Here is a 13,512-nt window from a genome sequence, read left to right as displayed (position 1 = left end):
CGCTCAGCGGCGGAAACGCCCGTCGCTGATGATCGACAGCTCGGTGTAGTCCAGCCCCGAGTGGTCGTTCGGGCCGTAGCCGATCTCCAGCCCGCCGAGGTCGACACGCTGCAGGCCTTCGAGCGCCTGGCGCAGCGACTGGCGCGTCGGGTTGGCGCCGGCGCGGCGCAGGCCTTCGACCAGCACCTTGGCGCCGGCGAAGCCTTCGATCATCGCCGGCGTCAGCTCGGCGATGCCGGCGGCGCGTGCGAGCTCGCTGGCTTCGCGCACCAGCGGCGTGGACAGCGCCCGCTCGCTGGGGAAGGTCTGCATGACGATCGTGCCCGCGGCGGCCTCGCCCATCTCCTTGATGAATCCGGCCGAGGCGTTGTTCGACAGCGTGCCGATCTGGGCGCGCGAGCCGGCGGCGCGCAGCGCGTGCGCGGCGTCGGCCACCGCGTCGGCCGAGCCGATGATCACGACGGCCTGCGCGTCCTCGGCCTTGGCCTTCTGCACCGCGGCGCCGAACGCCGGCTTGGCGCGCGGGTAGGCCTCGACGAAGACCGGCTTCAGCTTGGCGTGTTCGAAGCCGCGCATCGCGCCGGCCATCGCGTCGCTGCCGAAGGCGTCGTCGACGTGCACGACGCCGATGCGCGACATGCCGATCGTCACCAGGTGGCGCACCAGCTTCTCGGCTTCGCGCTGGTAGGGCGCACGCAGGTTGAAGACCCAGGGGTCGACCGGCTTATGCAGCACCATCGCGCCGGTCGCCGGCGCGACCAGCGGCACCTGGTACTGCGCCAGCATGTGGCGGAAGGCCTCGGTGTGCGGCGTGCCGCGGCTCATGAACAGCGCCGTCACCTGGCGCACCATGATCAGCCGCAGCGCGTTCTCGGCGGCGCGCGCCGGCTCGAAGCGGTCGTCCAGCGTCACCAGTTCGAGGCGCTTGCCGCCGATGCCGCCGGTGGCGTTGACGTAGTCGAACCAGAGCTTGGCGCCGGCGACGTTTTCGCCCGCGCCCGCCGCGGCCGGGCCGCTGAGCCCGGTGGTCTGGCCGATCACGATCTGGGCCGTGGCGGCGAGGCTCGTCAGGACGCCGAGGCAGAAGACGGCGGCGATACGCCGGAGGTCACGCATGGCGGGGCGGCAGGGGCTGCGAAGTCGGGGAGCATAGCCAGAACCCTGCGTTCTAGGGGGGCGGCGGCAGCCCAGGAGTTCACGCTGCGAGAGGACTCGCGACGCCTGCCCCACCGCCGGCAGGCGTCGCGGCCGGCTCCTAGAATGACCGGTTCGCCCATTCGCCGAGCCCCTCCAAGATGTCGTCCGGCTCCATCCGCATCCGCGGCGCCCGCCAGCACAACCTCAAGAACCTCGACCTGGACATCCACACCGGCGAGTTGACGGTGGTGACCGGCCCCAGCGGCTCGGGCAAGTCCAGCCTGGTCTTCGACACGCTGTATGCCGAAGGCCAGCGGCGCTACGTCGAGACCTTCAGCGCCTACGCGCGCCAGTTCCTGGACCGCATGGACCGCCCGGCGGTCGACCGGGTCGACGGTGTGCCGCCGGCGATCGCCATCGACCAGACCAACCCGGTGCGCACCAGCCGCAGCACGGTCGGCACGATGACCGAGCTGAACGACCACCTGAAGCTGCTGTACGCCCGCGCGGCCCAGCTCTTCGACCGCCAGACCGCGCTGCCGGTGCGCCACGACACGCCGGAGACCATCCACGACGACCTCGCCGCGCGCGCCGCCGCGGCCGGCGACCCGCGGCTCGTGTTCAGCTTCCCGGTCGAGCTGCCGGCGGACACCACGCCCGAGCAGCAGGAGCAGTGGCTGTCGGCTGCCGGCTTCACGCGCGTGCAAAGCGAGCGTGTCGTCGAGGGCCGCAAGATCCTCGACGTCGTCGCCGACCGCCTGCGCTTCGCGGGCGCCGAGCGCGCGCGCGTGATGGAAGCGATCGAGCTCGCGCTCAAGCGCGGCGGCGGCCGGCTCACGGTGCACGTCGGCGACGACGGCACGACCTGGAAATACAGCACCGGGCTGCACTGCCCCGAGAGCGACATCCGCTACGCCGAGCCGCAGCCGGCGATGTTCAGCTTCAACTCGGCCTACGGCGCCTGCGACACCTGCCGCGGCTTCGGGCGTGTCATCGGCGTCGACTTCGGCCTCGTCATCCCCGACGAGCGCAAGACGCTGCGCAACGGCGCCATCAAGCCGCTGCAGACGCCGGCCTGGGCCGAGTGCCAGGACGACCTGATCAAGTACGCCGGCGAGGCCGGCATCCCGCGCGACACCGCCTGGAACCAGCTGACCAAGGCGCAGCGCGACTGGGTCATCGAAGGCTCGCCGAACTGGACCGGCAACTGGAACAAGCAGTGGTACGGCATCCGCCGCTTCTTCGGTTACCTGGAGAGCAAGGCCTACAAGATGCACATCCGCGTGCTCTTGTCCAAGTACCGCAGCTACACGCCCTGCACGGCCTGCGGCGGCGCGCGGCTCAAGCTCGAACCGCTGCTCTGGCGCCTGGGCACGAAGGCCGACGCCGACGCGGTGCTGCCGCCGTCGCAGCGCTACCTGCCGGTCGGTGTCGCCTGGACGCGCGAGCAGCTCCAAGCGCTGCCCGGTCTCGGCCTGCACGACCTGATGCAGCTGTCGATCGAGCGCCTGCGGCGTTTCTTCGACGGCCTGACGCTGCCCGGCACGATGCTCGACGAGGCGCTGAAGCTGCTGCTCGACGAGGTGCGCACGCGGCTCAAGTACCTCAACGACGTCGGCCTGGGCTACCTGACGCTGGACCGCCAGAGCCGCACGCTGTCCGGCGGCGAGGTCCAGCGCATCAACCTGACGACCGCGCTCGGCACCTCGCTGGTCAACACGATGTTCGTGCTCGACGAGCCCTCGATCGGCCTGCACCCGCGCGACATGGGGCGCATCGTCACCGCGATGCACCGGCTGCGCGACGCCGGCAACACGCTGGTCGTCGTCGAGCACGACCCGGCGGTGATGCTGGCCGCCGACCGCCTGATCGACATGGGCCCCGGCCCCGGTGAACGCGGCGGCCGCATCGTCTTCGACGGCACGCCCGACACCGCGCGCGAGGCCGACACGCTGACCGGCGCCTACCTCGGCGGCCGGCGCCAGGTCGGCATGGGCATCCGGCGCGCGGTCGCGGCCTCGACGCCGCGGCTGCTGCTGGAAGGCGCGCGCGAGCACAACCTGAAGAACGTCAGCGTCGAGCTGCCGCTGCAGCGCCTGGTCGTCGTCACCGGCGTCAGCGGCTCGGGCAAGAGCACCCTGATCCAGGACGTGCTGTACCCGGCGCTGGCGCGCCACTTCGGCAAGCCGACCGAGACCCCGGGCGCGCACGATCGCCTGCTCGGCACCGACTGGCTGGCCGACGCCGTCTTCGTCGACCAGAGCCCGATCGGCAAGACCGCACGCAGCAACCCGGCGAGCTACGTCGGCGCCTTCGACGAGCTGCGCAAGCTGTTCGCCGACGCGCCGCTGGCGCGCGAGCGCGGCTACACCGCCGGCACCTTCAGCTTCAACGCCGGCGACGGCCGCTGCCCGACCTGCGGCGGCTCGGGCTTCGAGCACGTCGAGATGCAGTTCCTGTCCGACGTCTACCTGCGCTGCCCCGACTGCGACGGCCGCCGCTACCGCGCCGAGATCCTCGACGTGAAGCTGGTGCGCGGGCCCATGCAGCTGTCGATCGCCGACGTGCTGGACCTCACCGTCGCCGAGGCCGCGCACTGGTTCCAGCAGGACCGCGAGGTCGTGCAGCGCCTGCAGCCCATCGTCGACGTCGGCCTGGACTACGTGCGCCTGGGCCAGCCGGTGCCGACGCTGTCGGGCGGCGAGGCGCAGCGGCTCAAGCTCGCCGGCTTCCTGGCAGAGGCCGCCGCCGGGCCGCGCCAGCCCGCGGCACGGCGCGGCACGCTGTTCCTGTTCGACGAGCCGACCACCGGCCTGCACTTCGACGACATCGCCAAGCTGATGCGCGCCTTGCGCAAGCTGCTGGAGGCGGGGCATTCGCTGCTGGTCATCGAGCACAACCTCGACGTCATCCGCGCCGCCGACTGGATCGTCGACCTCGGCCCCGAAGGCGGCGAGGCTGGCGGCGAACTCGTCTGCGCCGGCACGCCCGAGGACCTGAAGGCGCATCTGGCCTCGCACACCGGCGTCGCGCTGCGCGAGTACGAGGCGGCGCTGGGCCTGGGCGTGGCGCGCGCCGCCGAGCGCTCGGCCGAAGGCGCCGACGGCCTGCCGCTGCAGACGCTGGTGCGCGCCCGCCGGCGCGAGCGCCAGGCCGAGGACGACACGATCCGCATCGTCAACGCCAAGGAACACAACCTCAAGAACCTGTCGGTGCAGATCCCGCGCGGCAAGTTCAACGTCGTCACCGGGGTCAGCGGCTCGGGCAAGAGCACGCTGGCCTTCGACATCCTGTTCAACGAAGGCCAGCGGCGCTACCTGGAGAGCCTGAACGCCTACGCGCGCAGCATCGTGCAGCCGGCCGGCCGTCCCGAGGTCGACGCCGTCTGGGGCATCCCGCCGACGGTGGCCATCGAGCAGCGCCTGTCGCGCGGCGGCCGCAAGAGCACGGTCGCGACGACCACCGAGCTGTGGCACTTCCTGCGCCTGCTGTGGGTGAAGCTCGGGCTGCAGCACTGCGTCAAGGACGGCGCGCCGGTGCGCGCGCAGAGCACCGAGAGCATCGCCGCGCAGCTGCTGCGCGACCACCGCGGCCAGCACGTCGGCCTGCTGGCGCCGCTGGTCGTCAACCGCAAGGGCGTCTACACCGACCTCGCCAAGTGGGCCTCGGCGCGCGGCCACACGCATCTGCGTGTCGACGGCGAGTTCGTGCCGGTGTCGCCGTTCCCGCGGCTGGACCGCTTCAAGGAGCACACCATCGAGCTGCCGGTCGGCTCCCTGGTCGTCGACCCGGCCGGCGAAGCCGAGCTGCGCTCGTTGCTGTCCAAGGCGCTGGAGCTGGGCAAGGGCGTGCTGCACCTGCTGCATCCGCTGGACGGCCTGGCCGAGGCGATGGACGGCGGCGGCAACGGCCGCGGCCTCGGCGAACTGAAGGTCTTCTCGACCAAACGCGCCTGCCCGGTCTGCGGCACCAGCTACCCCGAGCTGGACCCGCGCATGTTCAGCTACAACAGCAAACACGGCTGGTGCACGCACTGCGTCGGCACCGGCCTGGCGCTGACGCGCGAGCAGCGCAAGGCCTTCGACGACTCGGTGCGCGACGAGGACAACAAGGGCCGCGAACAGAGCTTCCCGTCCGAGGAGCCCGAGCTCGAGGGCCTGGCCGACCAGCCGTGTCCGGAATGCCACGGCGCACGCCTGAACCCGGCGGCGCTGGCGGTGACTTTCGACGACGAGTCGATCGGCGCCATCGCCCGGCTGTCGGTGCGCGAGACGCGCGCCTGGGTCGAGCAGCTGGAACTGACCGGCCGCGACGCCGAGATCGCGCGCGACATCGTCGCCGAGATCCGCAGCCGGCTGCAGTTCCTCGAGGACGTCGGCCTGGGCTATCTGACGCTGGACCGTGCCGCGCCGACGCTGTCGGGCGGCGAGGCGCAGCGCATCCGCCTGGCGGCGCAGCTGGGCAGCAACCTGCAGGGCGTCTGCTACGTGCTCGACGAGCCGACGATCGGCCTGCACCCGCGCGACAACCGCATCCTGCTCGACGCGCTGCACAAGCTCGGCGACCAGGGCAACACGCTGGTCGTCGTCGAGCACGACGAGGACACGATCCGGCGCGCCGAGCACATCATCGACATCGGCCCGAGCGCCGGCGTGCGCGGCGGCCGCCTCGTCGCCCAGGGTTCGGTGGCCGACCTGTCGGCGGCGCCCGAGTCGCTGACCGGGCGTTTCCTCGCCGCGCCGCCGAAGCACCCGCTGCAGGCGCGCCGCCCGGTCGAGGCCGACGCACCGGCGCTGCGCCTCACCGGCGCGTCGCTGCACAACCTGAAGTCGGTCGACGTCACGGTGCCGCTGAAGCGCCTGGTCGCCGTCACCGGCGTCAGCGGCTCGGGCAAGAGCACGCTGGCGCGCGACGTGCTGCTGGCCAGCGTGCAGGCCGCGGTGACGCAGAAGTCGACCCGGGCCGGGCGCGACGCGATCGTCGCCAACGGCTTCCACGGCCTCGTCGGCTGCAGCGGGCTGACGGGCTTCGAGCCCATCGACCGCGTGCTCGAGGTCGACCAGACGCCGATCGGCAAGACGCCGCGCTCCTGCCCGGCGACCTACATCGGCTTCTGGGACGCGATCCGCAAGCTCTTCGCCGAGACGCTGGAAGCCAAGGCGCGCGGCTACGCCGCCAACCGCTTCAGCTTCAACACCGGCGACGGCCGCTGCCCGGCCTGCGAAGGCCAGGGCATGCGCACGATCGAGATGAGCTTCCTGCCCGACGTGAAGGTGCCCTGCGACACCTGCCACGGTGCCCGCTTCAACCCGGAGACGCTGGCCGTCACCTGGCGCGGCAAGAGCATCGGCGACGTGCTGCGCATGGAGGTCGACGAGGCCGTCGGCTTCTTCGCCAGCATGCCGGCGATCGCCCACCCGCTGCAGTTGCTGAAGGACGTCGGCCTGGGCTATCTGACGCTGGGCCAGCCGAGCCCGACGCTGTCGGGCGGCGAGGCGCAGCGCATCAAGCTCGTCACCGAGCTGTCCAAGGTGCGCGACGACGTCACGCGGCGCGGCAACCGATTGCCGCACACGCTGTACGTGCTCGACGAACCGACGGTCGGCCTGCACATGGCCGACGTCGAACGCCTGGCGCGCGTGCTGCACCGGCTGGTCGACGCCGGCCACAGCGTCGTCGTCATCGAACACGACCTGGACGTCATCGCCGAGGCCGACTGGATCCTCGACCTGGGCCCCGAGGGCGGCGGCGAAGGCGGCCGCGTGGTGGCCGCCGGCACGCCGGAGCAGGTGGTGGCCGCCGGCACGCACACCGGGCGCGCGCTGGCGCCGGTGCTGGCGCGCTAGGGCAGCGCCGGGCGCGGCGCCGGCCGCAGCCGGCGCCAGAGGCGCCAGCCGAGCAGGACGCCGAGGATCGCGGCATAGACCGCGACCTCGGCGTAATCGTGTTTGCCCGAGCGCATCCAGAAGAAGTGCAGCAGCGCGAGGCCGGCCGTCGCGTAGACGGCGCGGTGCAACGCCTGCCAGCGCCGCGCGCCCAGGGCCTTGATCGCCGCGTTGAACGAGGTCGCGGCCAGCGGCAGCATCGTCAGCAGCGCTGCGGTGCCGACGAGGATGAACGGGCGCTTGGCGATGTCGTGCACGATGGCGTCGACGTCGAAGCCCATGTCCAGCCAGGCGAAGCACAGGAAGTGCACGACGCCGTAGAAGAAGGTGAACAGGCCCAGCATGCGCCGCAGCCGCGCCAGCGCGTGCCAGCCGGTCATCTGGCGCAGCGGCGTCACGGCCAGCGTCAGGCACAGGAAACGCAGCGTCCAGTCGCCGGTGGCGCGGATCAGCGCCTCGGCCGGGTTGGCGCCCAGCGTGTTGGCGACGGCGCCCCAGACCAGCCAAGCCGCCGGCAGCAGCGCGAGCACGAAGACGATCGGCTTGGCCGCCGGCGTGGCCAGCAGCTTGTTGACCGAGGCCACGGGCTCAGTAGTTCGTTTTCAGGTCCAGCCCGGCGTAGAGCTGGCCGACCTGCGGCTCGTAGCCGTTGAACATCTGCGTCGGCCGGCGCTTGGCGAACAGGCCGTCGCCGATGCGGCGCTCGGTGGCCTGGCTCCAGCGCGGGTGGTCGACCGTCGGGTTGACGTTGGCGTAGAAGCCGTACTCCTGAGGCGCGGTGCGCTGCCAGGCGCTGCGCGGCTGCTGCTCGACGAAGCGGATCGCGACCAGGCTCTTGGCCGACTTGAAGCCGTACTTCCAGGGCACCACCAGGCGCAGCGGCGCGCCGTTCTGCGGCGGCAGAACCTCGCCGTAGAGGCCGAAGGCAAGCAGCGCGAGCGGGTGCATCGCCTCGTCCATCCGCAGCCCTTCGACGTAAGGCCAGGGGATGATGTTCGAGCGCAGCCCGGGCATCTGCTTGGCGTCGCCCAGAGTCTCGAACTGCACGTAGCGCGCGCTGCCCAGCGGCTCGACGCGGCGGATCAGCTCGGACAGCGAGTAGCCGACCCAGGGGATGACCATCGACCAGCCTTCGACGCAGCGCAGGCGGTAGACGCGTTCTTCCATCGGCGCGAGCTTCAGCAGCGCGTCCAGGTCCCAGCGGCCGGGTTTCTTCACCAGGCCGTCGACGACGACGGTCCAGGGCCGGGTCTGCAGCCCCTGCGCGCGCTGCGCGGGGTCGGCCTTGTCGGTGCCGAACTCGTAGAAGTTGTTGTAGCTGGTGACGTCGGCGTAGGCCGTCGGCGCTTCCATCGTCGCCGCGCCCGGCACCGCGCTGCGCGCGCCGGGCAGCGCGTCGCGTTTGCCGGGTCGCGTGGTGGCGGCCAGCGCCGGCATCGCTGCTGTCGCCGCGCCCGCGGCCAGGCCCTGGATCAGCGTTCGGCGCTGGCGCCAGACTTCGCGCGGGGTGATCTCGCTGGCCAGCGGGTGAACGTGGCCGCGGTCCTTCAGGTACAGCATTGAGGGCTCGGTGGAAGACGACAGCGCAAGGTAGCGCAAAGCGCCGCCGCGCGTCGGCCGGGCGCGCAGATCACAGGTGCGCCGTGGGGCATGGCGGCGCCCCAAACAAAACGGGCCGGCATGAGCCGGCCCGTCGAGCATGCGCTGTGTGCGATCAGTGCAGGCCGGCGATGTAGTCGGCCACGGCCTTGATCTCGGCGTCGCTCAGCTTGGCGGCGATGGCCGTCATCTGGATGCTGTTGGCGCGTTCGCCCGAGCGGAAGGTGTTCAGCTGCGTCGTCGTGTATTCGACGTGCTGGCCACCCAGGCGCGGGTACTGCGCGGGGATGCCGGCGCCGTTCGGGCTGTGGCAGCCGGCGCAGGCCGGGACCTTCTTCGAGGCGATGCCGCCGCGGAAGATCGATTGGCCCAGGGCCAGCGTCTCCTTGGAGGTCGACTCGCCCTTGACCGGCGCCTTCGACGCGAAGAACGCGGCGACGTTGACCATGTCTTCCGGGCTCAGCGGCGCGGCCATGCCCATCATGATGGGGTTCATGCGCTTGCCGGCCTTGAACTCGGTGAGCTGCTTGACGATGTAGGCCGCGTGCTGGCCTTGCAGGATCGGGTAGGTCGGCACACCACGCGACCCGTCGGCCGTGTGGCAGGCCTGGCAGGTGGCGGCCGTGATCTGGCCCTTGGCCAGGTCCGGCTTGGCGGGCTTCGCTTCCTGGGCGAAGGCGGGGCCGGCGGCGAGCGCGGCGAGGGTCAGGGCGACGGCGAACTTCATGCGGCGGGGGCCTCGGTCGGCAGGTGTTCGGGTGTCAAACCGCAGGATTTTACAATGGCCCATGACGTCTACCTTTCGAGATGTGCCAAGCGACGCTGAAAAGAGTGCTCTGGCCTGGGCGCACACCGCGCGATTCCTCACGACGGCGAGCCGGATGGACCAGCTCCCGCAGAGCGAATTGCCGGAAATCGCCTTCGTCGGCCGCAGCAACGCCGGCAAGTCCACCGCGATCAACACGCTGGCGCAGCAGCGGCGCCTGGCGTTCGCGTCGCGCACGCCGGGCCGCACGCAGCACATCAACCTCTTCGAGGTCGGCCCGAAGGACGCGCCCGACGCGCTGTTCGCCGACCTGCCGGGCTACGGCTACGCCGCCGTGGACCGCCGCGCCAAGCTGCGCTGGCAGGAGGTGATGGCGCAGTACCTCGAACTGCGGCGCGCGCTGCACGGCGTGGTGCTGATGATCGACTCGCGCCTGGGCTTCACCGACCTGGACCGTCGCCTGCTCGCGCTGATCGCGCCGCGTGTGGCCACCGGCGAGGTGCGGCTGCTGGCCGTGCTGACCAAGTGCGACAAGCTCAACCGCCGCGAGGCCGACGCGGCGCTGGCCGGCGCCCAGCAGGTGCTGGGCGAGGTCGCCACGGAGAACGCCGAGATCGGCGTCGCGCTGTTCTCGGCGCTGTCGCGCCGCGGGCTGGAAGACGTGGCCGCGACGCTGCGCGGCTGGATCGCGCCGGCGGCCGCTTAAAGCTGGAAGGACCGCCGCATCACGCGCTTGGCGGCGGAGCGCACCAGCGAACGCGGCTTCAGCGTCGCGAGCAGGCCTTCGGTGCGCAGCGTCAGCAGCGCGCGCCGGCGCACGGCCCAGGTCTCGGGGCTCTCGGCGTCGCCGAGCAGCCACAGCTCGCCGAGTTCGCCCGGCCACAGCACCTGCGCCTTGACCCAGCGGCCCTGCAGGAAGACGTGCACCCAGTCGGCGGGGCGCCGCGCCTGCAGCCAGGCCAGGGCGTCGCGCGGTTCGCCGGGCCCGTCGGCCGGCATCAGGTCGGCCGGCACGGTGTCGAGCTGCGCGATGTCGAGCGCGCCGCCCATCGTCGACGGCGGCGCTGCCGAGGAGCACAGCCGCTCCTCCAGGCGCTGCAGCTCGGCGATCTGTGCCGCCGCGTCGGTGCAGCGGCGCGCGAAGCGGTGCTGGGCCTGGTGCTGCAGGCGCTCGGCCGCCCAGTCGAACAGCGGTGCGGCCGGCGCCGGCTCGGCCGCCAGGTGCTCGACCAGGCCTTGCGCGAAGCGCAGCGTCTGCGTGCGTTCCGGGTTGCCCTGAGGCGGCAGCACGTCGCCCAGATGGGCCAGCGCGTCGACGAAGCGCCACATCGCGTGGGTCTCGTCCTCCAGCGCCCGCGGCTCGCGCAGCACCAGCCGCGTGGCGACCGACTGCAGGCGCGACAGCATCAGCGCGATGTCCTGCGCCAGCCGCCGGTCGGCGAGCATCGCGTCGAAGAGGCCGGTCAGCAGCTCGACGGCGCGGCGTTCGCCCGCCGGCGTGTCCTGGCTGCCCGGCGGGGCGGCGAGGGCCGGTTCGAGTTCCAGCGCCGGGCCGTCGAAACCGAGTTCGTTGCCCGGCGCGACCGCCGAGCGCACCAGGTCCAGGCCGGCGCCCAGGCTGATCTCGGGCCGGCGCGAGCGCCGCGCGCCCGAGGGCAGGATCATCGTGCGGTAGGCCGCCGGCGTGACGCCCAGGCTCTCCAGCCGCGACGACGAGGCGGCATAGGCGCGGCGCAGCGCGGCCGCCAGCGCCGGCGCGGCATTGCGCATGAACAGCAGCTGATGGCCGCGCGACAGCGGCAGCGCCTGCGCCGCCGCCCACAGCGCCCGCGCGTGCTGCGCCGGCCCGAAAGGGTTGTGGTCGTGCGCGAGATCCATATCGCCGACCAGCGCCGCGGTGAAGGTCTGCAGCTCGCGCAGCTCGTACTCGGCGGTGCTGCGGATCAGCTCGATGACGTGCGACAGCTCGACGTCGATCGCCACCGAGTCCTCGTCGACCAGCGACAGCGTCGACGGCAGGGCCGGCGCGCCGGTGTTGGCCTGCGCGCGATCGGCGAGCTGGCGCTTCAGCGAGCGCAGGTAGTAGTCGGTCAGGTGCTCGCGGTTGTTGCCCAGCGCCTGCAGCACGTCGGCCGTCGACGCGCGCGGCTGCGGCGCCAGCGTCGGCAGGCTCTGGCGCATGCGGTCGATCGCGCCGTCCAGCGTCTGGTCGACGACCAGCGGCATGCGCAGCAGTTCATCGTCGATGAACTGCTGGAGCTCGGCTGGCGGTTTGAGAAACGACATCGCTTCGCGATTATCGGCCGGCGTCGGGTGTGCAATAAGCCCGGTAAGCGGCCGGATTCCGGTCAGAAATGAAAAAAACCCGTCTCCTTGCGGAGACGGGCTGGGGTTTGGCGGGCAGGTGCACACGGGCCGAAGCCCGTGCGCAGCCGTCCGGCAGGCGGCGCCCTGAGGCGCCGCGCCGCCGAATTACATGTCCATGCCCATGCCGCCCATGCCGCCCATGCCGCCGCCGGCGGGCATCGGGGCTTCTTCCTTCGGCGCCTCGGCGACCATGCACTCGGTCGTCAGCATCAGGCTGGCGACGGAGGCGGCGTTCTGCAGCGCGGTACGGGTCACCTTGGTCGGATCCAGGATGCCCATCTCGATCATGTCGCCGTAGGTGTCGTTGGCGGCGTTGTAGCCGAAGTTGCCGGCGCCTTCGAGGACCTTGTTGATCACGACGCTGGGCTCGCCACCGGCGTTGGCGACGATCTCGCGCAGCGGCTGTTCGACGGCGCGCAGCACGATCTTGATGCCGGCGTCCTGGTCGTGGTTGTCGCCCTTCAGGCCACCGGCCACGGCGGCGCGGGCGCGCAGCAGCGCGACACCGCCACCGGCCACGATGCCTTCTTCGACGGCGGCACGGGTGGCGTGCAGCGCGTCTTCGACACGGGCCTTCTTTTCCTTCATCTCGACTTCGGTGGCGGCACCGACCTTGATGACGGCCACGCCGCCGGCCAGCTTGGCCACGCGCTCTTGCAGCTTCTCGCGGTCGTAGTCGGAGGTCGCTTCCTCGATCTGGACGCGGATCTGCTTGACGCGCGCCTCGATGTCGGCGGCCTTGCCGGCGCCGTCGATGATCGTGGTGTTTTCCTTGGCGACTTCGACGCGCTTGGCTTGGCCCAGGTCGGCCAGCGTGGCCTTCTCGAGCGTCAGGCCGACTTCCTCGGCGATGACCTTGCCGCCCGTCAGGATGGCGATGTCTTCGAGCATGGCCTTGCGGCGGTCACCGAAGCCCGGGGCCTTCACGGCGACGACCTTCAGGATGCCGCGGATGGTGTTGACCACCAGGGTGGCCAGCGCTTCGCCTTCGACTTCCTCGGCGATGATCAGCAGCGGGCGGCCCGCCTTGGCGACTTGCTCGAGGATCGGGAGCAGGTCACGGATGTTGCTGATCTTCTTGTCGAACAGCAGGACGAACGGGCTCTCGAGCACCGCGACCTGCTTTTCCGGGTTGTTGATGAAGTACGGCGACAGGTAGCCGCGGTCGAACTGCATGCCCTCGACGACGTCGAGTTCGTTGTTCAGGCTCTTGCCGTCTTCGACGGTGATGACGCCTTCCTTGCCGACCTTGTCCATCGCGTCGGCGATGATCTTGCCGATCGACTCGTCGCTGTTGGCGGAGATCGCGCCGACCTGGCCGATTTCCTTGCTGGTCGTCGTCGGCTTGCTGGCCTTCTTCAGCTCTTCCGTCAGGGCGGCGACGGCCTTGTCGATGCCGCGCTTGAGGTCCATCGGGTTCATGCCCGCGGCGACGAACTTCATGCCTTCGCGCACGATCGACTGCGCCAGCACGGTCGCGGTCGTGGTGCCGTCACCGGCGTTGTCGCTGGTCTTGGAAGCGACTTCCTTGACCATCTGCGCGCCCATGTTCTGGAGCTTGTCCTTGAGCTCGATCTCCTTGGCGACCGAGACACCGTCCTTGGTGACGGTGGGGGCGCCGAACGAGCGCTCGAGCACCACGTTGCGGCCCTTGGGGCCCAGGGTGACCTTGACGGCGTTGGCGAGAACGTTCACGCCTTCGACCATGCGGTGGCGCGCGTCGGCGCCGAAAACCACGTCTTTAGCAGCCATGTGCTA

Annotated in this window: 8 protein-coding genes; 2 read left to right on the top strand and 6 right to left on the bottom strand. The window is 71.2% G+C overall.

All coding sequences use genetic code 11. The features are described 5' to 3' along the window. Positions 1-3: 3 nt before the first annotated feature. Positions 4-1,116 (bottom strand): ABC transporter substrate-binding protein, encoded by a 1,113-nt coding sequence (locus tag RGE_RS21090; protein ID WP_014430510.1) that lies wholly within the window; start codon positions 1,114-1,116, stop codon positions 4-6. A 179-nt stretch (positions 1,117-1,295) separates the two neighbouring features. Between RGE_RS21090 and uvrA the strand changes: the two genes are divergently transcribed. Then, positions 1,296-6,983, top strand: a complete 5,688-nt coding sequence (gene uvrA / locus RGE_RS21085) for an excinuclease ABC subunit UvrA (protein WP_014430509.1) — start codon at positions 1,296-1,298, stop codon at positions 6,981-6,983. Here the strand turns inward: uvrA and RGE_RS21080 are convergent. From RGE_RS21080 to RGE_RS21070, 3 genes are all read right to left on the bottom strand, one after another. Continuing rightward, positions 6,980-7,606, bottom strand: coding sequence for a protein-methionine-sulfoxide reductase heme-binding subunit MsrQ (locus RGE_RS21080; protein WP_014430508.1), 627 nt, complete (start codon positions 7,604-7,606; stop codon positions 6,980-6,982). The two genes, uvrA and RGE_RS21080, sit on opposite strands and share 4 nt — an antisense overlap. Positions 7,607-7,610: 4 nt before the next feature. After that, complete coding sequence (gene msrP, locus RGE_RS21075) at positions 7,611-8,582, bottom strand: protein-methionine-sulfoxide reductase catalytic subunit MsrP (protein WP_014430507.1); 972 nt, start codon at positions 8,580-8,582, stop codon at positions 7,611-7,613. A gap of 154 nt (positions 8,583-8,736) precedes the next feature. Then, a complete protein-coding gene (locus RGE_RS21070; RefSeq protein ID WP_043784352.1) occupies positions 8,737-9,348 on the bottom strand; it encodes a c-type cytochrome in 612 nt (203 codons plus the stop codon). A 61-nt stretch (positions 9,349-9,409) separates the two neighbouring features. Here RGE_RS21070 and yihA point away from each other — a divergent pair, with 61 nt between their 5' ends. Next, on the top strand, positions 9,410-10,093 hold the full coding sequence (gene yihA / locus RGE_RS21065; protein ID WP_014430505.1) for a ribosome biogenesis GTP-binding protein YihA/YsxC: 684 nt from the start codon (positions 9,410-9,412) through the stop codon (positions 10,091-10,093). On the opposite strand, the gene RGE_RS21060 is transcribed toward yihA, so the two are convergent. Both RGE_RS21060 and groL read right to left on the bottom strand, forming a co-directional pair. After that, positions 10,090-11,673 carry a DUF1631 family protein gene (locus RGE_RS21060; protein WP_014430504.1) on the bottom strand — a complete coding sequence of 528 codons (1,584 nt, stop codon included), beginning with the start codon at positions 11,671-11,673 and terminating at the stop codon, positions 10,090-10,092. The two genes, yihA and RGE_RS21060, sit on opposite strands and share 4 nt — an antisense overlap. Positions 11,674-11,859: 186 nt before the next feature. After that, on the bottom strand, positions 11,860-13,506 hold the full coding sequence (groL, locus tag RGE_RS21055) for a chaperonin GroEL (protein ID WP_014430503.1): 1,647 nt from the start codon (positions 13,504-13,506) through the stop codon (positions 11,860-11,862). Positions 13,507-13,512 lie beyond the last annotated feature (6 nt).

This window comes from Rubrivivax gelatinosus IL144 (assembly GCF_000284255.1).
Lineage (GTDB): Bacteria > Pseudomonadota > Gammaproteobacteria > Burkholderiales > Burkholderiaceae_C > Rubrivivax > Rubrivivax gelatinosus_A.
Note: the sequence above shows the minus strand (reverse complement) of the source record. Positions and strands in the feature narration are given on the sequence as shown.

What these genes read in the sequence shown, in the direction of transcription:
- RGE_RS21090 (WP_014430510.1), bottom strand. Translation starts at nt 1,116, where the DNA reads ATGCGTGACCTCCGGCGTATCGCCGCCGTCTTCTGCCTCGGCGTCCTG.
- uvrA (WP_014430509.1), top strand. Translation starts at nt 1,296, where the DNA reads ATGTCGTCCGGCTCCATCCGCATCCGCGGCGCCCGCCAGCACAACCTC.
- msrP (WP_014430507.1), bottom strand. Translation starts at nt 8,582, where the DNA reads ATGCTGTACCTGAAGGACCGCGGCCACGTTCACCCGCTGGCCAGCGAG.
- RGE_RS21070 (WP_043784352.1), bottom strand. Translation starts at nt 9,348, where the DNA reads ATGAAGTTCGCCGTCGCCCTGACCCTCGCCGCGCTCGCCGCCGGCCCC.
- yihA (WP_014430505.1), top strand. Translation starts at nt 9,410, where the DNA reads ATGACGTCTACCTTTCGAGATGTGCCAAGCGACGCTGAAAAGAGTGCT.
- RGE_RS21060 (WP_014430504.1), bottom strand. Translation starts at nt 11,673, where the DNA reads ATGTCGTTTCTCAAACCGCCAGCCGAGCTCCAGCAGTTCATCGACGAT.
- groL (WP_014430503.1), bottom strand. Translation starts at nt 13,506, where the DNA reads ATGGCTGCTAAAGACGTGGTTTTCGGCGCCGACGCGCGCCACCGCATG.